Source organism: Sphingopyxis sp. H050, from assembly GCF_001468265.1.
Lineage (GTDB): Bacteria > Pseudomonadota > Alphaproteobacteria > Sphingomonadales > Sphingomonadaceae > Sphingopyxis.
On the sequence record NZ_LNRZ01000004.1, the window covers coordinates 346,146 to 370,184 of the forward strand.

Annotated in this window: 24 protein-coding genes; 11 read left to right on the top strand and 13 right to left on the bottom strand. The window is 64.7% G+C overall.

Features of this window, described 5'->3' with window-relative positions:
• Positions 1 to 5 precede the first annotated feature (5 nt).
• The gene (locus ATE67_RS10845) at positions 6 to 1,772 is read right to left on the bottom strand and encodes a tetratricopeptide repeat protein (protein WP_058816676.1); all 1,767 of its coding nucleotides are present in this window, start codon (positions 1,770 to 1,772) and stop codon (positions 6 to 8) included.
• Between the two features lie 563 nt (positions 1,773 to 2,335).
• Entirely contained in the window at positions 2,336 to 2,851 is a 516-nt protein-coding gene (locus tag ATE67_RS10850; RefSeq protein ID WP_058816677.1) for a DUF3617 domain-containing protein, read from the bottom strand.
• Between the two features lie 95 nt (positions 2,852 to 2,946).
• Between ATE67_RS10850 and uvrB the strand changes: the two genes are divergently transcribed.
• Together uvrB and ATE67_RS10860 are read left to right on the top strand one after the other, a co-directional pair.
• Positions 2,947 to 5,133: an excinuclease ABC subunit UvrB gene (gene uvrB / locus ATE67_RS10855; protein WP_058816678.1), complete on the top strand. Its 2,187-nt coding sequence runs from the start codon at positions 2,947 to 2,949 to the stop codon at positions 5,131 to 5,133.
• Between the two features lie 96 nt (positions 5,134 to 5,229).
• Positions 5,230 to 6,735 carry a S10 family peptidase gene (locus tag ATE67_RS10860; RefSeq protein ID WP_058816679.1) on the top strand — a complete coding sequence of 502 codons (1,506 nt, stop codon included), beginning with the start codon at positions 5,230 to 5,232 and terminating at the stop codon, positions 6,733 to 6,735.
• Positions 6,736 to 6,922: 187 nt separating this feature from the next.
• On the opposite strand, the gene ATE67_RS10865 is transcribed toward ATE67_RS10860, so the two are convergent.
• Entirely contained in the window at positions 6,923 to 7,867 is a 945-nt protein-coding gene (locus ATE67_RS10865) for an alpha/beta hydrolase (RefSeq protein WP_058816680.1), read from the bottom strand.
• Positions 7,868 to 8,004: 137 nt separating this feature from the next.
• Here ATE67_RS10865 and ATE67_RS10870 point away from each other — a divergent pair, with 137 nt between their 5' ends.
• Positions 8,005 to 9,294 (top strand): adenylosuccinate synthase, encoded by a 1,290-nt coding sequence (locus ATE67_RS10870; protein ID WP_058816681.1) that lies wholly within the window; start codon positions 8,005 to 8,007, stop codon positions 9,292 to 9,294.
• A 9-nt stretch (positions 9,295 to 9,303) separates the two neighbouring features.
• On the opposite strand, the gene ATE67_RS10875 is transcribed toward ATE67_RS10870, so the two are convergent.
• Positions 9,304 to 9,900: a hypothetical protein gene (locus ATE67_RS10875; RefSeq protein ID WP_058816682.1), complete on the bottom strand. Its 597-nt coding sequence runs from the start codon at positions 9,898 to 9,900 to the stop codon at positions 9,304 to 9,306.
• The gene (locus ATE67_RS10880) at positions 9,888 to 10,190 is read right to left on the bottom strand and encodes a PadR family transcriptional regulator (protein ID WP_231728123.1); all 303 of its coding nucleotides are present in this window, start codon (positions 10,188 to 10,190) and stop codon (positions 9,888 to 9,890) included. The genes ATE67_RS10875 and ATE67_RS10880 overlap by 13 nt, the downstream gene beginning before the upstream one ends.
• Positions 10,191 to 10,298: 108 nt before the next feature.
• Between ATE67_RS10880 and ATE67_RS10885 the strand changes: the two genes are divergently transcribed.
• Positions 10,299 to 10,898 (top strand): hypothetical protein, encoded by a 600-nt coding sequence (locus tag ATE67_RS10885; protein WP_156416986.1) that lies wholly within the window; start codon positions 10,299 to 10,301, stop codon positions 10,896 to 10,898.
• On the opposite strand, the gene ATE67_RS10890 is transcribed toward ATE67_RS10885, so the two are convergent.
• A complete protein-coding gene (locus tag ATE67_RS10890; protein WP_058816685.1) occupies positions 10,895 to 11,779 on the bottom strand; it encodes a haloalkane dehalogenase in 885 nt (294 codons plus the stop codon). The genes ATE67_RS10885 and ATE67_RS10890 overlap by 4 nt on opposite strands.
• Positions 11,780 to 11,883: 104 nt before the next feature.
• On the opposite strand from ATE67_RS10890, the gene ATE67_RS10895 reads away from it, so the two are divergent.
• Positions 11,884 to 12,474, top strand: a complete 591-nt coding sequence (locus ATE67_RS10895; RefSeq protein WP_058816686.1) for an NADPH-dependent FMN reductase — start codon at positions 11,884 to 11,886, stop codon at positions 12,472 to 12,474.
• Here the strand turns inward: ATE67_RS10895 and ATE67_RS10900 are convergent.
• Positions 12,471 to 13,787: a spinster family MFS transporter gene (locus ATE67_RS10900; protein ID WP_058816687.1), complete on the bottom strand. Its 1,317-nt coding sequence runs from the start codon at positions 13,785 to 13,787 to the stop codon at positions 12,471 to 12,473. The two genes, ATE67_RS10895 and ATE67_RS10900, sit on opposite strands and share 4 nt — an antisense overlap.
• 111 nt (positions 13,788 to 13,898) lie before the next feature.
• Here ATE67_RS10900 and ATE67_RS10905 point away from each other — a divergent pair, with 111 nt between their 5' ends.
• Positions 13,899 to 15,470, top strand: a complete 1,572-nt coding sequence (locus ATE67_RS10905) for an amidase (RefSeq protein WP_058816688.1) — start codon at positions 13,899 to 13,901, stop codon at positions 15,468 to 15,470.
• A 143-nt stretch (positions 15,471 to 15,613) separates the two neighbouring features.
• On the opposite strand, the gene ATE67_RS10910 is transcribed toward ATE67_RS10905, so the two are convergent.
• Together ATE67_RS10910 and ATE67_RS10915 are read right to left on the bottom strand one after the other, a co-directional pair.
• Complete coding sequence (locus tag ATE67_RS10910; RefSeq protein WP_058816689.1) at positions 15,614 to 16,096, bottom strand: DUF2721 domain-containing protein; 483 nt, start codon at positions 16,094 to 16,096, stop codon at positions 15,614 to 15,616.
• The gene (locus ATE67_RS10915) at positions 16,096 to 17,310 is read right to left on the bottom strand and encodes an LL-diaminopimelate aminotransferase (RefSeq protein WP_058816690.1); all 1,215 of its coding nucleotides are present in this window, start codon (positions 17,308 to 17,310) and stop codon (positions 16,096 to 16,098) included. Before ATE67_RS10915 ends, ATE67_RS10910 begins: the two co-directional genes overlap by 1 nt.
• 127 nt (positions 17,311 to 17,437) lie before the next feature.
• Between ATE67_RS10915 and ATE67_RS10920 the strand changes: the two genes are divergently transcribed.
• The 3 genes from ATE67_RS10920 to clpS all read left to right on the top strand — a co-directional run bounded on the left by ATE67_RS10920 (position 17,438) and on the right by clpS (position 20,619).
• Entirely contained in the window at positions 17,438 to 19,210 is a 1,773-nt protein-coding gene (locus ATE67_RS10920; protein WP_058816691.1) for a PHA/PHB synthase family protein, read from the top strand.
• A gap of 123 nt (positions 19,211 to 19,333) precedes the next feature.
• The gene (locus ATE67_RS10925; RefSeq protein ID WP_058816692.1) at positions 19,334 to 20,077 is read left to right on the top strand and encodes a phasin family protein; all 744 of its coding nucleotides are present in this window, start codon (positions 19,334 to 19,336) and stop codon (positions 20,075 to 20,077) included.
• 176 nt (positions 20,078 to 20,253) lie between these two features.
• Positions 20,254 to 20,619: an ATP-dependent Clp protease adapter ClpS gene (clpS, locus tag ATE67_RS10930; protein WP_058816693.1), complete on the top strand. Its 366-nt coding sequence runs from the start codon at positions 20,254 to 20,256 to the stop codon at positions 20,617 to 20,619.
• A gap of 52 nt (positions 20,620 to 20,671) precedes the next feature.
• Here clpS and ATE67_RS10935 read toward each other — a convergent pair whose 3' ends face one another.
• Complete coding sequence (locus ATE67_RS10935) at positions 20,672 to 21,163, bottom strand: winged helix-turn-helix transcriptional regulator (RefSeq protein ID WP_058816694.1); 492 nt, start codon at positions 21,161 to 21,163, stop codon at positions 20,672 to 20,674.
• Positions 21,164 to 21,314: 151 nt separating this feature from the next.
• Between ATE67_RS10935 and ATE67_RS10940 the strand changes: the two genes are divergently transcribed.
• Entirely contained in the window at positions 21,315 to 22,046 is a 732-nt protein-coding gene (locus tag ATE67_RS10940) for an SDR family oxidoreductase (protein ID WP_058816695.1), read from the top strand.
• The gene (locus ATE67_RS10945) at positions 22,040 to 22,642 is read left to right on the top strand and encodes a 2-hydroxychromene-2-carboxylate isomerase (protein ID WP_058816696.1); all 603 of its coding nucleotides are present in this window, start codon (positions 22,040 to 22,042) and stop codon (positions 22,640 to 22,642) included. Before ATE67_RS10940 ends, ATE67_RS10945 begins: the two co-directional genes overlap by 7 nt.
• A 94-nt stretch (positions 22,643 to 22,736) precedes the next feature.
• Here ATE67_RS10945 and ATE67_RS10950 read toward each other — a convergent pair whose 3' ends face one another.
• From ATE67_RS10950 to infC, 3 genes are read right to left on the bottom strand one after another with little or no spacing between them, the layout of a single operon-like run.
• Positions 22,737 to 23,174: a hypothetical protein gene (locus ATE67_RS10950; protein WP_058816697.1), complete on the bottom strand. Its 438-nt coding sequence runs from the start codon at positions 23,172 to 23,174 to the stop codon at positions 22,737 to 22,739.
• A 54-nt stretch (positions 23,175 to 23,228) separates the two neighbouring features.
• Positions 23,229 to 23,381, bottom strand: coding sequence for a hypothetical protein (locus tag ATE67_RS21400; RefSeq protein WP_156416987.1), 153 nt, complete (start codon positions 23,379 to 23,381; stop codon positions 23,229 to 23,231).
• A 36-nt stretch (positions 23,382 to 23,417) separates the two neighbouring features.
• Complete coding sequence (infC, locus tag ATE67_RS10955; RefSeq protein WP_058816698.1) at positions 23,418 to 23,954, bottom strand: translation initiation factor IF-3; 537 nt, start codon at positions 23,952 to 23,954, stop codon at positions 23,418 to 23,420.
• Positions 23,955 to 24,039: the final 85 nt, after the last annotated feature.

A 24,039-nucleotide genomic window follows, 5' to 3' on the forward strand; every position in this document is an offset into this window, starting at 1 on the left:
GAAGGTCAAGAGGCCAGCGCGGTCACGACCCCGGAATCGCGCAGCGCCGCCGCCGACCGCGTGATCACGACGGGCGAGATGACGAACTGCTGCAGCACTTTTTCGGGCGATGCGTCCTTCGGCTGTTTCGTATAGGCGACCAGCCGCCGCCAAAGCGCCCGCGCTTCGGGCAGCCGCCCCTGCCGCGCCAGGACGATCGCGCGCACCATGACGAATTGCGGCTCGCGCGTGCTGGTCGATGGAACGCGGTCGAGAATCGCCATCGCCGCATCTTGGTCGCCGCCCTGCGAGCGAATGAAGGCAAGCGTCACCGCCGGCACGCCGGGATAGGACGCGTCGAGATCGAGCGAGCGCTGGAGCAGCGCCGCGCCCGCTTCGGGCTGGTCGCAGGCGAGCTTGAAGAGCCCGAGAAAACCGGCGAGATCGGAATCATAGGGATTGAGCCGCGCCGCCGCCTCGCCCATCGCGACGCCGCCGGCGCAATTGCCGGAATAGAAATTGGCGCGCGCCATCGCGAACTGTCCCGCGGCGCTGCCCGATCCGTTTTCATAAGCGCGCTCGGCGAGCGACCGCGCCTCGGCAAATGCGGCGGCGCCCGCGGGCGTACCGCGCAGCTGCTGCCAGTCGCCGAAGCGAAGCAGCGACAGGGCGTTGAGCGCGACCGGATCGTGCGGATTGCGGTCGAGAGTGGCGCGCAGGCAGGCCTCGATCTGGCGCGCATTGGTCGTCGTGCGCATCTGGCGCATCCGGTTGAACTGCGCGAGGCAGGCGAAGCCCGGGGCAAAATTGTCGGGATGGCGCTGCAACTGGTCGCGGACGATCACGCCGTAGTCGCCGGCGATCTGGGCAATGGCGGTGTCGACGGCCTCGAAACGGGGCATCTGGTTGCCCACGAGATCGAATTGCTGCGACCAGATCGTGCGCTGGTCGGCGACGCGATTGAGGACAAGCGTCACCTCCGCCCGCTCGGCCTCAAGCTGACGGACGATCGACACGTCGAGGCGATAGTCGGCGCGGTCGGCGGCCGGCGTATTCGCGGGGGCTCGCGCACTGCGCAGATCGACGAGGTCAAAGCGGCGCAGCCCATCGCGCAGACGGCCGTCGAGACCACGGGCGATCGCACGCGAAGGCGCGGTCTCTCCCGACGACGGCGTGCTGACTTCCAGCAGCGGCATCGGCACCAGATCGCTTCCGAACAAGCGGCCGCGATTGTCCGACACCCACCAGGCCGCACCGATCAGCAATATCGCCACGAGCAGAAGCGTCAGCCAGCGCCACACGGGACGCCCGCCGGGAGCCGCCTGAACGCCAGCGCGCGCGGGCGGCGGCGCGACCGCCCCGGCGGGCGTCGTCGATGGCATGACGTCACCGGCTTCGACCGTCTCCTCGCCCGAGCGAGCCGCCGGCGGCGCGGCGCGATGCTGCACGACAATCTCGTAACTTCCCTGCGGCACCCGTAACCGGTGGACCCAGGCGGTTTCGGCATAATAGCGGTCGAGCAGCGTGCGGAGACGGCCGACCATCACGCGCGGATAGCTGTCGACCGCGGGATCGAAATCGGCGCTCCGGCCGAGCGCCTCGGTCGCGATCGCATAAGCCTTGGGCGCACTGCGCCCGCCGCGCAGACGATGCTCGACCAGAAACTGCAGCAAACGCGACAGCACCGGAGAACGCGTGAACAGCGGCGACGCGATCAGCCGCTCATATTCTTCCGCAATAATCCGGTCGGTGTCGGCCGTATCCGGTACGTCATTCGCTGTGATACGGTCCATGCAACCCTCTATAGCCCTCTTGCGAGGCTGGGCGGTAGATACGCGAAACGACCAGCACGACCAGCCAATTCGCTACCATGTAACGGTTACAAGCGGCGGCGACCTTGTAGCAGACTCGCGCCTCCGCACCAAATAGCCCGGAAAACAAAGCAAAATGATGAATAAATGGTTGCCAGATGGCTACACACCGCGACGCCACCTATTGTAACTGACATCTTCCGCACGCCCGTGGGAATGTCCAATTGTCGCGACGCGCCTCGTGCCGTCGTGGTCTGGGCTGGGCATCCGCCCGGGTTGGACGAATGAGGCCGAAAGATCGAAAAGTGCGAGCTGGTCCCTGGCGCTTTTCAATCCGTCTTCCGACCTCATAAACAGTGACTTCGCCGGGCGGGATTGTAGCCCCACCTACACCCCGCCCGGCAAGTCCGCTCTCCCCTTTCCCGAATATGCTGGCACGATGCGACTGTGCGCAGAGCCCCTTGTCGTCGCGCGCCATCTCAAAGGAAAAGGGCGCCGGTTCGCACCGACGCCCTCCCCGATCTGTTCGATGCGAGCCTTTTGGATCAGGTGGTCGCGCCGGTCTTGCAGGGGCCGGTGTGGGTGCTGGTCATCTGCAGCACCATTTCCATCGCGCCCTGACCGGTCGGCATCTTGCCCTTGGTCGTGATCGTGACGTCGGTCTTCTTGGCCTCCATCGTACCGGCCATCGTCATGTCGACGGTCTGGCCGTTCGCGGTGCAAGTGCCCGCGACGTCGATCTTGCCGCCAGCGACTTCCTTCTTGGACCATTTGCACTCGCCGCCGTTGCCGGGACCCTTCGACAGTTCGGACGCGATGTCTTCCTTGTCGACCTGTTCCTGCGTGAAGCACTGGTCCATGCCGCTGGCGCCTTCCATCATCTTCGCCATGCCGTCCTTCATTTCGGGCGGCATGCCGGGGACGTCGAATTTCACCAGCTTGACGTCGGTCTTCCAGTTGCCGGCCTCGCGTTTGACGGTGCCTCCCGCGTTTTCGCTCTTGCCGCAGCCCGACACCGCCAACGCCACGCCGAGAGCGGCGATCGTCATAAATTTCTTCATACCCAGTCTCCTGTGACTTTTAGTGACTCTCAATCGTGTTCCGTTCGGATTCATTGCGATTGTGGACCCGCGCCATCGATACCATATTGGCAGCGATGGCAATTCAGATTCGTACATCGCTCGATGAAATCGACACGGCGGAGGGCTATGTCCCGCATCGCCCGGCGCGCCCCGACAAGGTCGAAGGCGGCAAGCGATTTGAACTGGTTAGCGACTATGAGCCCGCCGGCGACCAGCCGACCGCGATCCGCGAGCTGGTCGATACCGCGCTGGCCGGCGAGCGCGATCAGGTGCTGCTGGGCGTCACCGGATCGGGCAAGACCTTCACCATGGCGAAGGTCATCGACGAACTGCAACGTCCCGCGCTGATCCTGGCCCCAAACAAGATCCTCGCGGCGCAGCTTTACGGCGAATTCAAGAGCTTCTTCCCAAACAACGCGGTCGAATATTTCGTCAGCTATTACGACTATTACCAGCCCGAGGCCTATGTCCCGCGGTCCGACACCTATATCGAGAAAGAAAGCTCGGTAAACGAGGCGATCGACCGGATGCGCCATTCGGCGACGCGCGCGCTGCTCGAACGTGACGACGTGATCATCGTCGCGTCGGTGTCGTGCCTTTACGGTATCGGGTCGGTCGAGACCTATTCGGCGATGATCTTCGACCTCAAAAAGGGCCAGGTCGTCGACAATCGCGAGATCATCCGCAAGCTCGTCGCGCTCCAGTATAAGCGCAACGATCAGGCATTCGCGCGCGGCAATTTTCGCGTGCGCGGCGACAGTCTGGAAATTTTTCCGTCGCATTATGAGGATATGGCGTGGCGCGTCAGCTTCTTCGGCGACGAGATCGAGGAGATTACCGAGTTCGACCCGCTGACCGGCAAGAAGATCGCCAACCTCAACTATGTCCGCGTCTATGCGAACAGCCACTATGTGACCCCCGGCCCGACGCTGAAACAGGCGTCCGAAGCCATCAAGCATGAGCTTGCCGAGCGGCTGAAGGAACTTGAGGCCGAGGGCCGGCTGCTCGAGGCGCAGCGGCTCGAACAGCGCACCAATTTCGACCTCGAAATGATCGCCGCGACGGGCAGCTGTGCCGGGATCGAGAATTACAGCCGTTTCCTGACCGGCCGCCTGCCCGGCGAGCCGCCGCCGACCCTGTTCGAATATCTGCCCGACAACGCGCTGCTCTTCGTCGACGAAAGCCACCAGACGATCCCGCAGATCGGCGCGATGTCGAAGGGCGACCATCGCCGCAAGATCACCCTCGCCGAATATGGCTTCCGCCTGCCGAGTTGCATCGACAACCGGCCGCTGCGCTTCGCCGAATGGGACATGATGCGCCCGCAGACCGTCAGCGTGTCGGCGACGCCGGGCACCTGGGAAATGGACCGCACGCAAGGTGTCTTCGCCGAACAGGTGATCCGCCCCACCGGGCTGATCGACCCGCCGGTCGAGATCAAGCCGGTCGAGGAACAGGTCGACGACCTGATCGCCGAGGCCAAGAAGACCGCGGCGGCAGGATACCGCACCCTCGTCACGACGCTGACCAAGCGTATGGCCGAGGATCTTACCGAATTCCTCCACGAAGCGGGCCTCAAAGTCCGCTACATGCATTCGGACGTCGAGACGCTCGAACGCATCGAGATCATCCGCGATCTACGTTTGGGCGTGTTCGACGTGCTCGTCGGGATCAACCTGCTCCGCGAAGGGCTCGACATCCCTGAATGCGGGCTTGTTGCGATCCTCGATGCCGACAAGGAAGGGTTCTTACGTAGCGAAACCAGCCTCGTCCAGACGATCGGCCGCGCGGCGCGCAACGTCGACGGCCGCGTCATCCTCTACGCCGACCGCATCACCGGCAGCATGGAACGCGCGATGCGCGAAACCGACCGCCGCCGCGAAAAGCAAAAGGCGTATAACGAGGAGCACGGCATTACGCCGACAACGATCAAGCGCAACATCGGCGACATCATCGCGCATGTCGCGTCGAAGGACGGCGTCGTCATCGACATCGGCGAAGACAAGCCCGCGCATATGGTGGGCCACAATCTGCGCGCCTATATCGCCGACCTCGAAAAGAAGATGCGCGACGCCGCCGTCGACCTCGAATTCGAGGAAGCTGGCCGCCTGCGCGACGAAATCCGCCGGCTCGAAGCCGACGAACTCGGCCTGCCCGCCGACGAACAGGTCGCGCCCCGCGTCGGGCGCTCGAACGAGGGCAAGCCGGGGACAAGGAAGGGGCGGTTCGGAAAGCAGAGCAAGACGAAGTGGGGGCGGTGAGCTTCCCTTCGACGAAACCCTGACTGTAACCGACAAGCAGCCTTGTCCCCTCTCCGCGCGCTGCATAGGGTTTACGCCTCAACCGGGGAGAACATCATGAAATCGGGTCTGTCGCTGATCGCGCTGGCGCTTGCCGTCGCTGCACCTTCGATCACTTACGCGCAGGATGCGTCCGCCGACAAGGCGAAGGCCGAAAAGCCGGTAGAATACGAGCCGCAGGTCCGTACCACCAAGCTCAGCGGCACTTTCGGCGGCCAGCGGATCAACTATGCCGCGACGATCGGCGAGACGATCATCAAGAACAAGGACGGCGTCCCAGAGGTTGCGGTCGTTACCACCTCCTACGTCAAGGAGCCGCGCGATCCGAACCGGCCGGTGACCTTCCTGTTCAACGGCGGCCCGGGGTCGGGCACCGTCTGGTTGATGATGGGGGCGTTCGGGCCGAAGCGCGTCGCCATCCCCAGCGATGCCCGTGACGACGGCGCCCCGCCCTACCCGCTCGTCGACAATCCTGATGCGCTGCTCGACGTCACCGATGTCGTGTTCATCGATCCGCCGGGCACGGGCTTTTCGCACCTGATCGGCAAGGCGGACCCTAAGGATTATTACGGGGTGACGCAGGACGCGAAGCTGGTCGCCGAGGTGATCCGGCTGTGGCTGAACAACAATGGCCGCTGGAACAGCCCCAAATTTCTGGGCGGCGAAAGCTATGGCACGACGCGCTCGGCGGCGGTCGCGAACCAGCTGATGAACGTCACCTACAACGACGTCGCGCTGAACGGCATCATCCTGATTTCGACCGTGCTCGATTTCGCGGCGGGCGCCGACACGCCGGGCAACGAGCTCAGCTACATCACCAACCTGCCCTCGATGGCGGCGACGGCGATGTTCCACGGCAAGGCAAGCGGATCGTCGACCGAGGCGTTCGTCGAGGAGGCGCGGCAGTGGGCGATCGGCCCCTATGCGTCGGCGCTGCTGAAGGGACAGAAGCTGCAGGGCGAGGAGCGTGCGGCGATCCGCCGCGACCTCGCGCGTTTCACGGGCTTGTCCGAAACCTATCTCGAAAGCGCCGACCTGCGCGTGACGCCCGGCCGCTTTTACAAGGAACTGCTGCGCGACCGCGGTCTGACCGTCGGGCGCCTCGACAGCCGCTATACGGGCAAGGATTATGACAGCGCGGGCGAGGAGCCCGATAACGATCCCAGCTTCTATGGCATTGACGCGAGCTATACCGCGGCGATCAACAGCTGGAGCCGCGATGTCCTGGGCTTCAAGACCGACCGCGAATATCAGTCGATCGGCGGCATCGGGGGCCAATGGGACTGGCGCATCGGCGGGCGCGACACCAACGCCTATATGAACGTCACGCCCTACATTGGGCAGGCGATGCGCGAAAATTCAGGGCTGCGGGTGTTCGTCGGCCAGGGCTATTACGACTTCGCAACGCCGTTTTTCGCGGCCGAATATGCGCTGTCGCGCACCGGCATCCCGCAGGACCGGATCGAGTATAGATATTATGGCGCGGGCCACATGATGTATATCCGCGATGAGGATCGCCATAAATTGTCGGCCGATATCCGCGCCTTCATCCGCGCGCGATAAGGATAGTGGCGAGCGGTCGGAAGCCCAATTTCCGCTCCCCTCCCCGCGGCGCAACAACAGCAGTAGGCGACGTCATCGCGATGTCGTACCCATACCGGCCCTATCACCGGAATAGCGGCATGGTGCGGATCCACTGTCCTTGCGTCGCTGTCTCAATATCGGTGCCTGACCGTCTGGCGGCGACGCGCTATCTCGCGAACACCCGTTTGAGCCACGCATCGACGGTCGCCGTCGGCGCATAGGCGGGGTCGCCCAATCGCCGGTTTATCTCGGCATGGCCTTGCAGGCCCTCGCCGGGGAAGCTGCCATGTTCGACGCGGCTGCCGCCTGCCTCCAGCGCGGCGCCGAGCGCCTTCGCCTGCCGCACGCCGTCCGCGCGCTGGACGTAGAGCAGCAGGAATTGCGGCGCATTGGGAGCGCCCGCCTGCAGCGTCGGCGACAACGCTCGCTGCCGCGCGGGATCGGTTCCGAACGCCTGCTTGTAGGTCGCCTGCATGATCTGCGGCCCCTCCTTCATCTGCGCCGGAACATCATAGGCCGCGCCATCGATCGGGATCACGCCCGCAATATCGGCAAAGCTCAGCCCGGCGCCCTTCAGATAGCGTTCGTCGCCGCCGACCAGCGCCACCAGATGCGCTCCCGCGCTGTGGCCCATGATCACAATCCGTCGCCGGTCGATGCCGAGGCTGCCCGCGCGCTCGATGAGCGCCTTCACCGCGCCCGCGACGTCGGCGGCCTGCTGTTCGACCGTCGCGTCGGGAACGAGCCGATAGTTGATCGACGCGAAGGCATAGCCCTCGCCCGGATAATGCGCCGGCTTATACTGCCCCGTCGCATTGTCCTTGCTTCCGCGCTTCCAGCCGCCGCCATGGACGAACAGGACGAGCGGCGCCGGCCCCTTGACGTCCTTCGCGCGCCAGAAATCGAGGTTTTGCAGTGTATTGCTGCCATAGGAAATTGTCTCGCCGCCCGGCGCCTTCGGTCCCTCGTCGGCGCCCATGCGCTCCGCAAGGCGCTCGCGCAGCCGATCGCGCATCTTCTCGCGCCCGTCGGCAAAGGGCGCCGGCACCGTCACGCTCACGACCGCAAAGGCCAACAGCCCCGCAAATCCAACCCAGTTTCGTTTCATCATCGCCCTTCTCCGCTGTCCTGGCCGTGCAGCTTTTGCCCGCAATTGTCGCAAAATCATCCCGCCTTGACTTGCCTCTCCGCCCAAATCGGTTAAGGCCGCGCCGGGCTTTTTCGCGCCCGTTTCTGCAGGACAGCATCATGGCAAATGTCACCGTCATCGGGTCGCAATGGGGCGACGAGGGCAAGGGCAAGATCGTCGACTGGCTCGCCAGCCGGGCCGACGCGGTCGTCCGCTTTCAGGGCGGTCACAACGCCGGCCATACGCTCGTCGTCGGCGAGCAGGTGTACAAGCTGTCGCTGCTGCCGTCGGGCATTGTCACCGGCACGCTGTCGATCATCGGCAACGGCGTCGTCCTCGATCCGTGGGCGCTCCGCGACGAGATGGCGAAGCTGCGCGACCAGGGCGTCGAGATCAACGCCGACAATTTCGCGATCGCCGACAATTGCGCGCTGATCCTGCCCTTCCACCGCGATCTCGACGCGCTGCGTGAAACCGCCGCGGGCGCGGGCAAGATCGGCACCACCGGCCGCGGCATCGGCCCCGCCTATGAGGACAAGGTCGGCCGCCGCGCGATCCGCGTCTGCGACCTTGCGCACCTCGACAAGCTGGGTCCGCAACTCGACCGCCTGACCGCGCACCACGATGCACTCCGCGCCGGTTTCGGTCAGCCGCCGATCGACCGCGACAAGCTGGTCGCCGATCTCTCCGAAATCGCCGATTTCGTGCTCGAATATGCCCAGCCGGTGTGGAAGCGCCTGAAGAAGGTCCGCAAGGCGGGTGCGCGCATATTGTTCGAGGGCGCGCAGGGGGTGCTGCTCGACGTCGATCACGGCACCTATCCCTTCGTCACCAGCTCGAACACGGTGAGCGGCACCGCCGCCAGCGGCTCGGGGCTCGGCCCCAGCGCCGTAGGATTCGTGCTCGGCATCGCCAAAGCCTACACGACGCGCGTCGGCAGCGGGCCTTTTCCCACCGAGCTCGAGGATGCGGTCGGCCAGCGGCTCGGCGAGCGCGGCCATGAATTCGGCACCGTCACCGGGCGCAAGCGGCGCTGCGGCTGGTTCGACGCAGTGCTCGTGCGCCAGAGCTGCGCGGTGTCGGGCGTCACCGGCATCGCGCTTACCAAGCTCGACGTGCTCGACGGCTTCGACACCATCCGCATCTGCACCGGCTATCGCCTGCGCGGCAAGATCCTCGACTATTTCCCGGCGCATTCGGCCGATCAGGCCGAGGTCGAGCCGATCTACGAGGAAATGGACGGCTGGCACGAATCGACCGCGGGCGCGCGCAGCTATGCCGACCTCCCCGCGCAGGCGATCAAATATATCCAGCGCGTGCAGGAACTGATCGAAACCCCGATCGCGCTCGTCTCGACCAGCCCCGAACGCGAAGACACGATCCTGATCCGCGATCCGTTCAGCGATTAGGGTCAGGACCTAGGCGAGGCGGCGGTAGCGGCCGATCAGCCGCAGCCGCCCGATCAGCAGCAGCAACAGCGCGAGCTGGATCAGCCCGGTAGCGAGGATCAGCGTGCCGTCGGGTCCGCCGAGCGCCGGTAGCGCGCGCAGCAGGCTGGCGGTCGTCGAGACGCCGATCGCGATGGCGGCGAAAACCAGCGGCGCGCGCATATCCGACCCTGATTGCGAACGCCCGCGCCGCCACGCGACAATCAGCGCCGCCGCGCCGATCAGAAAGCCTGTCCCGTCGGCCAGGCTCAGCAGCGTCGGACGAGCAAACGGATCGAACCCCAGCTGCATCGAACGCCAGCGCATGAACAGGAAGGTCGCGAGCGCCAGCCAGCCCGCGACGGTCAACGTCTGCCGCAACCGCTTCGGCAGCGCGGCGCTGGCATAGGAGCGCGCGATATCCTGCACGTCGCCGAAGCGCCGTTCGGCCTCGTCGCGGGCCAGTCCCGCATCGGCCATCTCGTCCAGATATTCGGCGAGGTCTTCGCGCGCGCGGTCGGCGAGCTGGCGGTCGAAGCCGAGTTCGCGCTCCAGCGCGCCGGCATAGTCGCCCGTCACGCGGCCCATGGCTTGTCGGGCTCCAGAAACACGCCGACCGCGCGCGAAAATTCGGCCCAGCCCTCGCGGCGTTCCTTCAGCGCCTTCTTACCTGTCGGGGTCAGCGTATAGACCCGTTTGCGCCGTCCCGCGTCCGGAGTCACCCAGTCGCTCGCAAGCAGCCCGGCAAGTTCGAGCCGATGGAGCGCCGGATAGACGGTCCCTTCGGGCAGGTTGAAACTTCCCCTGCTCCGGCGCCGTATCTCTTCGATAACCGCATAGCCGTGCGCGGAACCCTGCTCGAGCGTCGCGAGAATCACATTGTCCAAGTGACCTTTGAGCATTTCAGCGTTCATGCCGGGAAATTACCCCTTGCCTTGCTAGGGGTCAAGATATAACCTAGCGTCACTAGGTATATGGAGGGAATTATGGCAACAAAAGCGAGAGGCGGGATCGAAGGCGGACGATTGTGGCTGTTGCTGGCGGCCGGAGTGACCGTGATGGTCGCGATCATTCTCGCGACGGACAGCGGCGTCGAGGGCATCCGCCTGGCTGTCCGCGCCACGGCCCGCACCTCCTTCGCGATGTTCATGATCGCCTTCACCGCCAGCTCGCTCGTCCGACTGTGGCCCGGCGAGACGACGCGGTGGCTCGTGCGCAACCGCCGCTGGTTCGGCCTCGGCTTCGCCTGGTCGCATCTGCTCCATCTGCTCGCGATCCTGTGGCTGTTCGGAAACTATGCCGGACAAGTCCCCGCGCCGCCGATGGCGACGATCGTCGGGGGCGGCATCGCCTATGTCTTCATCGCGGCGATGGCGGCGACCTCGTTCGACGGCGCGGTGCGCTGGATGGGCGCGAAGAATTGGCAGCGGCTGCACAAGACCGGCGTCTGGTATGTCTGGATCGTCTTCATGACGAGCTATGGCAAGCGCGCGCTCGTCATGCCCGAATATATCCCGCCCGTCCTGCTGCTGATCGCCGCCGCGGCGCTGCGCTTTTCCTGGAAGCGGGCGCGAACGCCTGCCTAACGCGCCGCCGCGACGTCGCGGATCGCCGCCACGAAACCCGCGGGGTCGTCCTCCTGGATGAAGTGGCCGCCCCTCAGCGTGCGATGCGCCATCCTCTCGGTTCCCGAAACCCGGCCGGTGAACAGCGCATCGCCGCCGCGGGTGATCGGATCGCCGTCGGAGAAGCAGCAGAGGAAGGGCTTGTCGAACGCCTCGAGCGCCGCCCAGGCGCGCTTCTGGTCGGGCACCGCGACATTGTCGCCAAGCGGCACAAAGCACGGATAGACGCGCGCCGCGACCTTCGAGGCGCGCGTCGGAAAGGGCGCGTCGTACGCCGCGATCTCTTCGGCACTGAGGTCCCGTTTCGCCCCCGCATTGACGATCCTGCCGATCGGGAAGACGGGGCTGTAGCGCGAAAAGGCGCGCCAGATCGCAAAGGCGCGCGGCGCCCGCTGCCCTTCGGGAAGTCCGCCGTTCGACAGCGCGACGCCCGCGAACCGCCCGGGCATTTCGGCGACGAGGCGCAGGCCGATCAGCGAGCCCCAGTCCTGACAGGCGAGGATGATGTTCCGAAGGTCCAGCGCCTCGATCCATTGCCGCATCCACGCAACCTGCCCGGCATAGCTATAGGCCTTGCGATCCAGCGGCTTGTCCGAGCGGCCGAAACCGACAAGGTCGGGGGCGACGACGCGAAAGCCGGCCTCGACCACCGGGCCGATCATATGGCGATAGAGATAGGACCATGTCGGCTCGCCGTGCAGCATCAGCACCGGCTGGGCGGTTGCCGTTCCTTCGTCGATATAATGGACGCGCAGCCCGCCCGCGATGTCCCGATAGTTCGGCTTGTACGGCCAGTCGGGCAGCCCTTCGAAGCGCGCGTCCGGCGTGCGATAGATCCGCATAGTGTCCCCCCTCTTCCCGTCGGCAGCTTAACGCGCGGCGCGGCCTTGTCCATGCGCGCGCCGCGACTAAGATGGCGGGACATGATCACCCCGAAGGAATTCCGATGCCGCGCCACATCCTCGTCTTCTATGGCAGCTATCGCCGCGACCGGCAGGGCATCAAGCTCGCGCGCTGGCTGGTCGATGCAATCGCCGCGCGCGGTGACAGCGCCGAACTGATCGACGCCAAGGCGGTCGACCTGCCGATGCTCGACCGCATGTACAAGGAATATCCGAAGGGCGAGGCACCGCCCGCGATGGAAGAACTGGCGGACAAGATCCGCACCGCCGACGGCTTCCTGTTCGTCACCGGCGAATATAATTGGGGGCCGCAGCCGGGGCTCAAGAATCTGACCGACCATTTCCTCGAAGAGTGGTTCTGGCGGCCCGCGGCGATCGCCTGTTATTCCGCAGGACCGTTCGCAGGCGTGCGATCGATGATGGGCTGGCGCGACATTTTGGGCGAGATGGGCATGGCGGTGACCAGCTCGATCCTGCCCGTGGGACGGATCGGCGGCGCTTTCGACGCGGGCGGCCAGCCGGCTGGCGAGGACGGGGCGCGGCTGGCGAAGAGCTTCCCGCGCTTTGCCGACGACCTCAACTGGTGGATCGACGCCGCCAAGGCCCAGCGCGCGCGCCAGGACCCGCCTTACTAACCCGACTTCAGCTCGCGGCCGAGCCGCAGGCTGGCGCGCCAGAAGAAGAAGGCCGGGATCAGCCCGAGCCACGCCGCGCCGTAGAGGACGTATCGGACGCTCTCCTGCCCATAGGTCGGGGCGAGCTGATCGGACAGCACGCCGAACAGGAACGGCCCGAAGCCCAGCCCGATGAGATTCTGTCCGAACAACATGATCGACGCCGCGACCGCGCGTGCTTGCGGGCGGACCAGTCCCTGAACGCACGCGTAGGCAGGCCCGTAATAGGCGGAGTTGAGGATCGTCGGGATGATCAGCAGCGCGACGGCGACGCGCCAGTCCTCCATATAATAGCCGAGGAACAGGATCGGCGCCGCGACGGCCATGCCATAGGCGGGAAAGGTCAGAATATGCCGCTTGTCGCGCGCACCGAACCGGTCGGCCATTTTGCCGCCAAGCCAGGTGCCGAACACGCCGGCGAGGCCCAGGACCACCGCCATCGAGAGCCCCGCCTCGGTCGTCGACAGCCCGTGGCTGCGGATGAAGAAGCTGATCGTCCACAGCGCCTTGCCATAGCCGAGGAAGGCGACGACCGACGACGCGATCAATATGTAAACGAACGCGCGCGACGCGAAGATTTCGCGCATCGCCTCACCCGTCGACAGCCGGGTCACTGCGGCGGCGGTCGCGACGGCTTCGGCGGTGCGGCTGTGCCGCGGCTCGCGCATCACGAACAGCACGACGAGCGCGAGCAGCAACCCCGGTGCGCCGACGAGCATCAGCGCAACGCGCCAGCCGTAAAGATCGTTGATGATTCCGCCGATAATCAGCCCGAGCAGCGACCCGATCGGCACGCCGAGCCCGTAGAAGGCGATCGCCGACGAGCGCTTCTCGGGCGCGACGCTGTCCGAAATCAGTGAGTGCGCGGCGGGCGTGCAGCCGGCCTCACCCACGCCGACACCGATGCGCGCGAACAGCAGTTGCACAAAATTCTGCGCAAGCCCGCAGACCGCGGTCATCGCCGACCAGATAGCGAGCGCGAGAGCGATCAGGCGGACGCGGTTCGTGCCGTCCTTGTCGGCATAGCGCGCGATCGGGATGCCGAGCAGCGCATAGAAGACCGCGAAGGCCGGGCCCGCGAGCAGACCGAGTTCGGTATCGCTGAGTCCCAGATCGGCCTTGATCGGCTCGGCAAGGATGTTGACGATCTGCCGGTCGAGAAAGTTGAAGATGTAGACGATCAGCAGAATCCACAGCATCGTCCGCGTGTGCGCGGCGGCGCTGTCGGAGGGCGGCGAGCCGATGCCGGCGGCAAGGGCAGGTTTATCCGTCATTTTTCTCTCCCAGACGGCCAAGGTGCAGACCACAGCGCAGCCTGTCAACGCCGCCAAGGCGCGGCGCAACAAGGCACTTGCAATTGCCGCTACGGCTGCCAGCCTGCGGCCATGCAGAAAATTTTCCTCGCCGCCGCCATATCGCTTCTCGCTCTCGCGCCCGCTGCGGCGTTGCCGCCGCCGCTGCCCGAGGTCGAAGGCAAGGACGCGGCAACGCTGCGCGCCGAAATGGACAATGGCCAGATTTACGAAGGCCTGATCGCTCTCGTCTATCTCAACCGGATTGGGCGGATCGACGATTATGGCCCGAAACTCGACGCCGTCATCGCGACCGCGTCGCAAACCGATCTGAGTGCCGAGGGGAAGCGGCTTTATGATGAGCGCATGGCCGGGAAAGCGCGCGGTCCGCTGCATGGCATCCCGATCCTGATCAAGGATAATATCGAGGTCGCGGGGCCATGGCCGACGACGGCTGGCTCGCTGGCCCTGAAGGACAATGTGACCGGTCGCGATGCCCCGATCGTAGCGAGACTACGCGAGGCGGGCGCAGTGATCCTGGGCAAGACCAACCTCAGCGAGTGGGCCAATATCCGCTCGAACGATTCGACGAGCGGCTGGAGCGCGGTCGGCGGGCTGACCAAAAATCCGCACGCGCTGAACCGCAACAGCTGCGGCTCGTCGTCGGGCAGCGGTGCGGCGGTCGCCGCCAGCCTCGCCCCGATCGCGATCGGGACGGAGACCGACGGCTCGATCACCTGCCCTGCCGGGGTCAACGGCATCGTCGGCTTCAAGCCGACGGTCGGCCTCGTCAGCCGCACCTTCATCGTACCGATCAGCCATAGCCAGGACACCGCCGGGCCGATGGCGCTGACGGTGCGCGACGCCGCGGCCGTGCTTGGTGTCATCGCCGGAAGCGACCCGGCGGATCCTGCAACCGCCGAGGCCGATGCGCGCAAGACCGACTATGTCGCGAAGCTGTCGCCCGACGCCCTGACGGGCAAGCGCATCGGCGTGCTGCGCGACCGGATCGGCGGCCGCGCCGATATCGCCGCGCTGTTCGATGCAGCGCTGAAAACGATGGAAGGCGCGGGTGCGACCCTCGTCGAGATCAAGGACAGCAGGGCCGGCCTCGATGGTCTGGGCGATGCAGAGTTCGAGATTTTGATGACCGAGCTCAAGGCCGACATGGCGGCCTATCTGGCTGCGCTGCCCGCGAAGGACGGCCCCAAGACGCTCGCCGATTTGATCGCTTTCAACAAGGCGCATCCGGAAGAGCTGCGCTGGTTCGACCAGTCGCTGTTCGAACTCGCCGAGACCAAGGGCGGGCTCGACAGCAAGCCCTATCTCGATGCCAAGGCCAAGGCGGGCCGGCTAGCCGGGCCGGAGGGAATCGACCGGCTGCTCAAGGAGAATAAGGTCGATTTCCTCGTCGGGGTGACCAACGGCCCGGCATGGACGACCGATTTGGTCAATGGCGACCATTATACCGGACCGAGCGTCAGCCAGTTGCCCGCGGTCGCGGGCTATCCCCACCTGACCGTGCCGATGGGCGCAGTCGAGGACCTGCCGATCGGTCTGTCGATCATCGGCACCAAATGGAGCGACGCCGACGTGCTGGCGGCCGGCTATGCCTATGAGCAGGTCAGCCGGAAACGGGTAGCGCCGACGTACAGGCCGCAATGATCCGCCCCGTGCCGCAGGCCTGGGGAGGTGGCAACGCGAAGCGCTGATGGAGGGGAGATAACGCGACGTCGCAAAGCCCCTCCACCATCCGCTTCGCGGACGGTTCCCCTCCCCATCGCTGCGCGACAGGGAGGATCGGCGTGTCAGCGCCGCCCCTGACGCTTCTTCCAGCCCATTTCCTCGAGTTCGAGCAGCTCCATGGGGACATGGATCGTGCGGATCGCGAGCCGCACCTCGATCAGGAACAGCGCGAGCGACAGCAGCAGCAACAGCATCGCCACCGCAAAGACCCATGCCGCCGCGAGGCCGAGGTCGAAACCCGCGACCGCCTGCGTGAACAGCAGGGCGACAAGCAGGCAGACGACGATCCCGCACGCGACGGCCGCCGCGATCGAATTGTTGATCACGTCGATGCGCCGGTCGACGACGCGCAGCTCGGCGACGACGCGCGCATGCTCCTGCCCCTCTGTCTCGCCCCACAGCGCGATCAGCGCGCGCGAGCGGTCGACGACGCGCGCGAGCCGGCCGGTGAAGACGTTGAGCAGGCTGCCGGTCGCGACCAGCAGGAACACCGGCGTCACCGACAGCTGGATCGTCTCGGCAATCGCGCCGAGCCCGGACGCCATCAGCCGCCCGCCGCGACCGACGGCGTGTTCACGCCGTGCATCTGGAGGAATTTGCGAATGTTGCGCGCGGCCTGGCGGATGCGCTGCTCATTCTCGACCATCGCGATGCGGACATAGCCCTCGCCGTCCTCGCCATAGCCGACGCCGGGCGCCACGGCGACCTTGGCGTGGGTCAGGAGCTGCTTCGAGAATTCGAGGCTGCCCATTTCCTTAAGCGCGGGCGGCAGCGGCGCCCAGGCGAACATCGACGCGGGCGGGCTGGGGATGTCCCAGCCGGCGCGCGCGAAGCTCTCAACCATCACGTCGCGGCGCTTCTGATACAGCTCGCGGTTCTTCTGGACGATGTCCTGCGGCCCGTTGAGCGCCGCGCAGGCCGCGGCCTGGATCGGGGTGAAGGCGCCATAGTCGAGGTACGATTTCACGCGCGTCATCGCCGCGATCAGCCGCTTGTTGCCGACCGCGAAACCCATGCGCCAGCCCGCCATCGAATAGGTCTTCGACATTGAGGTGAATTCGATCGCGACATCCTTCGCGCCCGGCACCTGCAGGATCGAAGGCGTCGGATTGCCGTCGTAATAAAGTTCCGAATAGGCAAGGTCGCTGAGCACCCAGACCTTGTTCTCCTTCGCCCAGGCGACGAGGCGCTCGTAAAAGGCGAGATCGACGGCTTCGGCGGTAGGGTTCGACGGGTAGTTGACGACCAGGATCGACGGGCGCGGCACGGTGAAGGCCATCGCGCGGTCGAGCGCGCGCCAGTAATTCTCGTCGGGCGTCGTCGGCACACTGCGGATCGTCGCGCCGGCGATGATGAAGCCGAAGGTGTGGATCGGATAGCTGGGGTTCGGCGCCAGCACGACGTCGCCGGGGCCGGTGATCGCGGTCGCGAGGCTGGCGAGGCCTTCCTTCGACCCCATCGTCACCACGACCTCGCTTTCGGGGTCGAGTTCGACGTTGAAGCGACGCGCGTAATAATTGGCCTGCGCGCGGCGGAGACCCGGAATGCCTTTCGACTGCGAATAGCCGTGCGCGTCGGGCTTGGCCGCGACTTCGCACAATTTGTCGATCACATGCTGCGGCGGGGGCAGGTCGGGGTTGCCCATCCCCAGGTCGATGATGTCCTCTCCCGCGGCGCGGGCGGCCGCACGCATCGCATTGACTTCGGCGATGACATAGGGCGGCAGGCGCTTGATGCGATAGAATTCATCTTCGGACATGGGAAACTAGAACAACTCCTTTTCGTTATGCGAGGGTCAGACGCTAGGTTGACGCGAGCGGCAGTCTCGCCAGCCGCATCGCGGCTCGTTATAGGCATAATATCCGCACTGACCAGCAGGAACCAGCATGAGCGATACGGGCCAGAACGACACGACCGAAGCGCCGAATCCCTTCGTGCCGTCGCCCGACGATCTGCAGCATTGGGCCAGCGTCATGGGCCGCGCGCAGCAGATGATGCTCGATTATGCGCTGGGGCAAGCGAACCAGGGCAACAGCGCCGCGGCGGGCCTGTTCGATCCCGCAAGCTGGCTGCAAAATCCGACGACGCAGGCCTGGGCCGAACAGTCGGCGAAAATGTGGGAGCAAGGCGTCACCTTCTGGACGTCGATGGCGACGCTGCAACCGCCGTTCGCGCCGGCTGCCGACGTGCCGCAGGACAAGCGGTTCGCCGACCCCGACTGGACGCAGAACCCCGTTTTTGCGCTGATCCGGCAGACCTATGGCCTGCTGACCGAGCAGTTGCTGACCACGACGCGGACGATGCAGGGGCTTGACGAGAACGCCCGCGCGAAAATGGAATTCGCCGCGAAGACGATGGCCGAGGCATTGTCGCCTTCGAACCTCGCGATCACCAATCCGCAGGTGATCAAGCGCGCGGTCGAAACGCGCGGCGAGAGTCTGCTCAAGGGCCTGAAGCATATGCTGACCGACCTGTCGCGCGGACAGCTCAGCCACGTCGATCCCGACGCCTTCGAGGTCGGCGTGAACATCGCGACGACCCCCGGGAAGGTGATCCACGAGACCGACCTTTACCAGCTGATCCAATATGAGCCGGCGACCAAGGACGTCTTCACGGTTCCGCTCGTAATCTTCCCGCCGTGGATCAACCGCTTCTACATCCTCGACCTCAACCCCGCCAAAAGCTTCGTCAAATGGGTGGTCGAACAGGGCCTGACCGTCTTCATGGTGTCGTGGAAGTCGGCTGACGCGTCGATGAGCGAGATCGTCTGGGACGATTATATCGCGGCCCAAGTGGATGCGATCGACACGGTGCGCGAGCTGCTCGACGTTCCCGCGGTGCACACGATCGGTTATTGCGTCGCCGGCACCACGCTTGCCGCGACGCTGGCGATGCTCGCGGCCCGGCAAGAAGCCGACAAGGTCCGATCGGTGACCTTCTTCACCGCGCAGGTCGATTTCGAACTCGCGGGCGACCTCAAGATGTTCGTCGACGACAGCTATCTTACCCTGTTGCAGCAATTGTCGGCGGGCGGTTTTCTCGACGGGCGTTATATGGCCGCGACGTTCAATTCCTTGCGCGGCCGCGACCTCATCTGGAACTATGTCGTCGGCAATTATCTGCTCGGCAATGACTATCCGCCGTTCGACCTGCTCTATTGGAACGGCGACACCACCAACCTGCCCGCCAAATGGCACCGGCAATATCTGGTCGACCTCTATCGCGACAATCGTCTGGTGATCCCGAATAGCCTGTCGGTGATGGGCACCCCGATCGACCTCAAGAAGATCAAGACGCCGGCGTACATCCAGGCCGGCCGCGAGGATCATATCGCGCCGCTCGCGAGCGTGTGGCGGCTGATGGATCATTTGTCGGGGCCGAAGACCTTCCTGCTCGCGGGCTCGGGTCATATTGCGGGCGTGGTCAACCCCCCGGCGGCGGGCAAATATCAATATTGGACCGGCGACAACGACGCCGCGACGCTCGACGACTTCATCGCGAGCGCCAGCGAGACCAAGGGTAGCTGGTGGCCGCACTGGATCGGCTGGATTTCGGCACAGGATGGCGCAAAGACGCCCGCCAAGGGCTCGCGCATCCCCGGAAAGGGCGCAAAAAAGGCGATCGAGGACGCGCCCGGCCGCTATGTCAAACAGCGGTAATATCTAGCGATCATATCGCGGTCGGGACGGCGCTCCGATAATTTTTGTGCACTGCACAATTTTTTCCTTGAAATCGCCGATCCGCTCCTATATTGTGCAGTGCAACATAAAGGAGTTGTCCCGATGGCTACCAAGATGGATAGTGCCGAAAAGGCTTTCGAAGCCGCGACGCTGGAAACCGCCGCCAAGCCGGCGGCCGCTCCTGCCGCCCCGGTCGTCGAAGCTGCTCCCGCAGTGAAGGCCCCGGCGCCCGCAAAGACCAAGATCGTCAAGGCCAAGGCCAAGCCGGTCCAAAAGAAAGCCGCAAAGCCGGCAGCCAAGAAGGTCGCCCCCAAGAAGGCGGCCGCAAAGACCATTGCCCCCAAGCCCACGAAGGCTGCGCCGAAGCCGGCAGCCGTCGTTACCAAAGGAATCAAGACCATGAACGACACCGTCAAGAAGTTCGCCGACGAAGCCAAGACCCGCGCCGAGACCCTGACCGCCGATTTCCAGGCGCGTTCGAAGGACGCTCTCGCCAAGTCGAGCAAGCTTGCCGAGGAAGCCGTCGAATTCAACAAGGCGAACGTCGAAGCGCTCGTCGAAGCCGGCAAGATCGCTGCCAAGGGCATCGAAACGCTGGGCCAGGAAGGCGTCGCCTTCGCTCGCAAGAGCTTTGAAGACACGTCGGCCGCGCTGAAGGGCTACACCGCCGTCAAGACCCCGGCCGACTTCTTCAAGCTCTATGCCGAAAACAGCAAGAAGGCGTTCGACGCCGCTGTTGCGCAGACCTCGAAGACCAGCGAGCTTGTCGTCAAGCTGACGAACGACAGCTTCGCGCCGATCTCGAACCGCGTTTCGGTCATCACCTCGAAGCTGAAGGCAGCCTAAGGCCTTCATCTTCCCGTTGGCGCGGGCATCCCCCCTCCTCCCCGCCTGCGCCGACACCCCAAGACCGCTCGCTTCCACCGGAAGCGGGCGGTTCTTGTTTTTCGCGCGCCATGAAAAGGGGGTTAATGGCCCCCGACCCTCTTGCGATTCTGTCCCGGCTTGCGATATTCCCCATAATGATGCTTCCCGCTTCCATCCCTCACATCGTCCGCGCCATGGCGGGCAAGGAAGACGACGCTTCCGGCACCCCGGGCGTCGGCATCGCGACGCGCACGCGCGCGAAGCCCAAAAAGCCGTCGATGTACAAGGTGCTGCTCCTCAACGACGATTACACGCCGATGGAATTCGTCGTGATGGTGTTGCAGCGCTTCTTCAACATGGACATCGAACAGGCGACGCAGGTGATGCTGCACGTCCACCAGCAGGGCGTCGGCGTCTGCGGCGTGTTCAGCTATGAAGTCGCCGAAACCAAGGTCAATCAGGTGATGGACGCCGCCCGGCAGAACCAGCATCCGTTGCAGTGCACGCTGGAAAAGGCGTAATCTAAGCTGTCATCCCGGCGGAGGCCGGGATCTCGATTGGATAGGGTTTGGCCTATGCTCCTGCGCGCGCTGCCTGCTCGGCCTTGAGCGCCGCAGACGGCTCCCCCTTCAGATCGCCATAGCGCAGCGGTTCGCCGCACCCCGGACAGACCGTCGACGTCCCGACGTCGGCGCCGCAGGCGCGATGCGTATAGCGCACTGCCGGTCCGACAATCTCGCCCTCTTCATAAGCCCAGCGCTCGGCCCAGTTACGCATCGCATAGAGGACGTCGAACAGGTCCTTTCCCTTCGCGGTCAGCCGATATTCGTGGCGCGGCGGGCGTTCCTGATAGGCGTGGCGCTCGACCACCCCCTGCTCTTCCATGAGCTTGAGCCGCGCCGATACGAGTTGCGGGCCAAGGCCGGTGTTCGTTGCGATCGCCTCGAACCGGCGGCGCCCGAAAAACAGGTCACGCAGGATCAGCAGCACGGCGCGGTCGCCGAGCAATTCGGCCGAGCGCCCGACGGGGCAGAAAGTATCCGACAGATCGGTGCGTCTGGGCATAGGCGTGGCCAACTCCTCGTGCTCCCCGGCGAAAGTCGGGGCCTCTGGCGGCACAACGGGACCCCGGCCTTCGCCGGGGATCACATTGCGCAAAAATCGCTTGTCACTATGATTATCATAGTTACTATCGGGCGCAAGAGGAGAGTCGCCGATGCCTAACCCCGCAGCCGTCATCATCGGAGCCGGCGACGCCACGGGCGGCGCCATTGCCCGCGCCTTTGCCGCCGAGGGCCTGACCGCCTGCGTCAACCGCCGCGAACGCAATGCCGACGCGTTGGAAGCGCTCGCCCAGTCGATCCGCGAAGACGGTCATCAGGCGCGCGCCTTCCCTGGCGACGCGCGCGACGAAGCGGCGATGATCGCGCTGTTCGACCAGGTCGAGGCCGAGGTCGGTCCGGTCGAGGTCGCGGTTTTCAACATCGGCGCCAATGTGAACTTCCCGATCGCCGAGACGACGGTGCGCGTTTACACCAAGGTCTGGGAAATGGCCTGCCTCGGCGGCTTCCTGACGGGCCGCGAAGCCGCCAAACGGATGATCCCGCGCGGCCGCGGCACGATCCTCTTCACTGGTGCGACCGCCAGCTTGCGCGGCGGGTCGGGCTTCTCGGCCTTCTCGGGCGCCAAGGGCGCGCTCCGCATGCTCGCGCAATCGATGGCGCGCGAATTGGGGCCCAAGGGCGTCCACGTCGCACACACGATCATCGACGGCGCGATCGACACCGAATTCATCAAGGGCCGTCATCCCGATTTCGACAATGCGAAGGCGCAGGATCTGATCCTCAATCCGGGGGCCATCGCGGCCAATTATGTGATGCTCCACAAGCAGCCCAGAAGCGCGTGGACGCACGAACTCGACCTCCGTCCCTGGGGAGAGAAATGGTGAGCAAAACCCTCGAACTGATCTTCGATTTCGGCAGCCCCAATGCCTATCTCACGCTGAAGGTGCTCCCCGAGCTGCTCGACCGCACCGGCGCCGACCTGATCATCACCCCATGCCTGCTCGGCGGCATCTTCAAGGCGACGGGCAACAAGGCGCCGATGGTGCAATATGCCGATGCTCCGGCGAAGCTCGCATACGAAAATCTCGAGATGCGCCGTTTCATCGCACGCCACGGCCTGACCAAATTCCGCATCAATCCGCACTTCCCGGTCAACACGCTCACCATCATGCGCGGCGCGATCGTCGCCGAGGATGAGGGCGTGCTCGACGACTATGTCGACGCGGTGAACCGCGCGATGTGGGAAGATGGGGTCAAGATGGACGACCCCGAAGCGGCGGCTAGCTTCCTGTCCGCCAACGGCTTCGACGGCGCCGCGCTGCTGGCGCGTACGCTGGAGCCGGAGATCAAGGCGAGGCTGGTCGCCAACACCGAAGCCGCGGTTGCGCGCGGCGTGTTCGGCATCCCGACCTTTTTCGTCGGCGATCAGATGTTCTTCGGAAAGGACAGGCTCGGTCAGATCGAAGAGGCACTCGCCTGACCCTTAACTCGCCGCCCCTGCCGTGCGGGGGCGGCGGTTTTCTGATCTAGGGGGATGGAAGAGCTTTACGTCGCTCCCCCACCCAAAAAGGCGCTTAGCGCAGCACGCCTCTCGACGCTTGCGCACGGGCGTAGAGATAAAGGGCGATCAGAATTACCCAGATGATCGCGGTGAAGATCGTCGGGAAGTTGCCGAACAGGCGCGTCAGATCGCTGTAATGTAGGCCGAACTGATAGATGCAGCTGATGGCCAGGCCGACCAGCGAGATCAGGAAGGCAGTAACCGCATGACGGCTGCGGATCAGAAGCAGGATGGACCCCAGCATCGAACCCCAGACGCCGAGCGCCCAGCCGATGTTCGCCCAGAGCGGAAAACCGGCGAACCACGCCTGCTGTTCTGCCGAGAAGGCCGCGAGATATCCGGGATCCTTTATTTTGGTCATGACATAGTCGAACGCGCCCACGGCGTTCCACAATAGCGAGACGACCCCGACCACCCAAAGGTGCCACGGCGTCTTGACGGCATCGGTCATAGGCTTTCCCCCTCCAGAAAGATCAGATCATGCTATCAGATTTTGCGCGGGCGATCAACGAAGTGATATAGTCGCGCAATACAGCAGGATCGCGACCTTGGTGGCCGTGCGCTCGACGGCGAGGTCGCGATGATCGAGGGCAGACGTGAAGCGGGCGGCCGTCCCGGTGGAACGACCGCCCTGAATTTCCGGATCGGCTGAAGCCAATCCGTCGCCCCCGCGGAGGCGGGGCGCGACGAGCTCTTACTTCGGCGCGATCACCATGACCATCTGGCGACCTTCAGTGCGCGGATGGGCCTCGACCTTGGCGATTTCGGCGGTCATCTCGGCGACGCGCTGGAGCACGTTGAGACCGAGCTGGGTGTGGCTCATTTCGCGGCCGCGGAAGCGCATGGTCATCTTGACCTTGTCGCCTTCGCCCAGGAAGTCGAAGACCTTCTTCATCTTCACGTCGAAATCATGATCGTCGATGTTCGGACGCATCTTGATCTCTTTGATTTCCTGCGTCTTCTGGCTCTTGCGAGCGAGGTTCGCTTTCTTCTGGGCTTCGTATTTGAACTTGCCCACGTCGAGGAATTTGCACACCGGCGGATCGGCGTTGGGGGAGACTTCGACCAGGTCGAGGCCGACTTCAGCCGCCTGTTCGATCGCTTCGGCAGTCAGCATTACGCCCAGATTTTCCCCTTCCTCGTCGATCACGCGGACCTTCGGAGAGGAAATGAACTCATTGTATCGCGGGCCGTTTTTGGGCGGCACGGGCGCCATCGAGCGGCGGGTCATGGGCGGTGGTATAGCTGTATCTCCTGGTCGTTTACGATAGGCGCGCGGAATCGACGCAATCGCGGCGCGCCATGCCCATATAGTG

What these genes read in the sequence shown, in the direction of transcription:
- ATE67_RS10935 (WP_058816694.1), bottom strand. Translation starts at nt 21,163, where the DNA reads ATGCCCAGACGCACCGATCTGTCGGATACTTTCTGCCCCGTCGGGCGC.
- ATE67_RS10900 (WP_058816687.1), bottom strand. Translation starts at nt 13,787, where the DNA reads ATGACGGATAAACCTGCCCTTGCCGCCGGCATCGGCTCGCCGCCCTCC.
- ATE67_RS10945 (WP_058816696.1), top strand. Translation starts at nt 22,040, where the DNA reads ATGGTGAGCAAAACCCTCGAACTGATCTTCGATTTCGGCAGCCCCAAT.
- ATE67_RS10865 (WP_058816680.1), bottom strand. Translation starts at nt 7,867, where the DNA reads ATGATGAAACGAAACTGGGTTGGATTTGCGGGGCTGTTGGCCTTTGCG.
- ATE67_RS10940 (WP_058816695.1), top strand. Translation starts at nt 21,315, where the DNA reads ATGCCTAACCCCGCAGCCGTCATCATCGGAGCCGGCGACGCCACGGGC.
- ATE67_RS10860 (WP_058816679.1), top strand. Translation starts at nt 5,230, where the DNA reads ATGAAATCGGGTCTGTCGCTGATCGCGCTGGCGCTTGCCGTCGCTGCA.
- ATE67_RS10885 (WP_156416986.1), top strand. Translation starts at nt 10,299, where the DNA reads ATGGCAACAAAAGCGAGAGGCGGGATCGAAGGCGGACGATTGTGGCTG.
- ATE67_RS10915 (WP_058816690.1), bottom strand. Translation starts at nt 17,310, where the DNA reads ATGTCCGAAGATGAATTCTATCGCATCAAGCGCCTGCCGCCCTATGTC.
- ATE67_RS10905 (WP_058816688.1), top strand. Translation starts at nt 13,899, where the DNA reads ATGCAGAAAATTTTCCTCGCCGCCGCCATATCGCTTCTCGCTCTCGCG.
- ATE67_RS10910 (WP_058816689.1), bottom strand. Translation starts at nt 16,096, where the DNA reads ATGGCGTCCGGGCTCGGCGCGATTGCCGAGACGATCCAGCTGTCGGTG.
- uvrB (WP_058816678.1), top strand. Translation starts at nt 2,947, where the DNA reads ATGGCAATTCAGATTCGTACATCGCTCGATGAAATCGACACGGCGGAG.
- ATE67_RS10895 (WP_058816686.1), top strand. Translation starts at nt 11,884, where the DNA reads ATGCCGCGCCACATCCTCGTCTTCTATGGCAGCTATCGCCGCGACCGG.
- ATE67_RS10925 (WP_058816692.1), top strand. Translation starts at nt 19,334, where the DNA reads ATGGCTACCAAGATGGATAGTGCCGAAAAGGCTTTCGAAGCCGCGACG.
- ATE67_RS10890 (WP_058816685.1), bottom strand. Translation starts at nt 11,779, where the DNA reads ATGCGGATCTATCGCACGCCGGACGCGCGCTTCGAAGGGCTGCCCGAC.
- ATE67_RS10920 (WP_058816691.1), top strand. Translation starts at nt 17,438, where the DNA reads ATGAGCGATACGGGCCAGAACGACACGACCGAAGCGCCGAATCCCTTC.
- ATE67_RS10850 (WP_058816677.1), bottom strand. Translation starts at nt 2,851, where the DNA reads ATGAAGAAATTTATGACGATCGCCGCTCTCGGCGTGGCGTTGGCGGTG.
- ATE67_RS10875 (WP_058816682.1), bottom strand. Translation starts at nt 9,900, where the DNA reads ATGGGCCGCGTGACGGGCGACTATGCCGGCGCGCTGGAGCGCGAACTC.
- ATE67_RS10870 (WP_058816681.1), top strand. Translation starts at nt 8,005, where the DNA reads ATGGCAAATGTCACCGTCATCGGGTCGCAATGGGGCGACGAGGGCAAG.
- ATE67_RS10845 (WP_058816676.1), bottom strand. Translation starts at nt 1,772, where the DNA reads ATGGACCGTATCACAGCGAATGACGTACCGGATACGGCCGACACCGAC.
- infC (WP_058816698.1), bottom strand. Translation starts at nt 23,954, where the DNA reads ATGACCCGCCGCTCGATGGCGCCCGTGCCGCCCAAAAACGGCCCGCGA.
- ATE67_RS10950 (WP_058816697.1), bottom strand. Translation starts at nt 23,174, where the DNA reads ATGACCGATGCCGTCAAGACGCCGTGGCACCTTTGGGTGGTCGGGGTC.
- clpS (WP_058816693.1), top strand. Translation starts at nt 20,254, where the DNA reads ATGATGCTTCCCGCTTCCATCCCTCACATCGTCCGCGCCATGGCGGGC.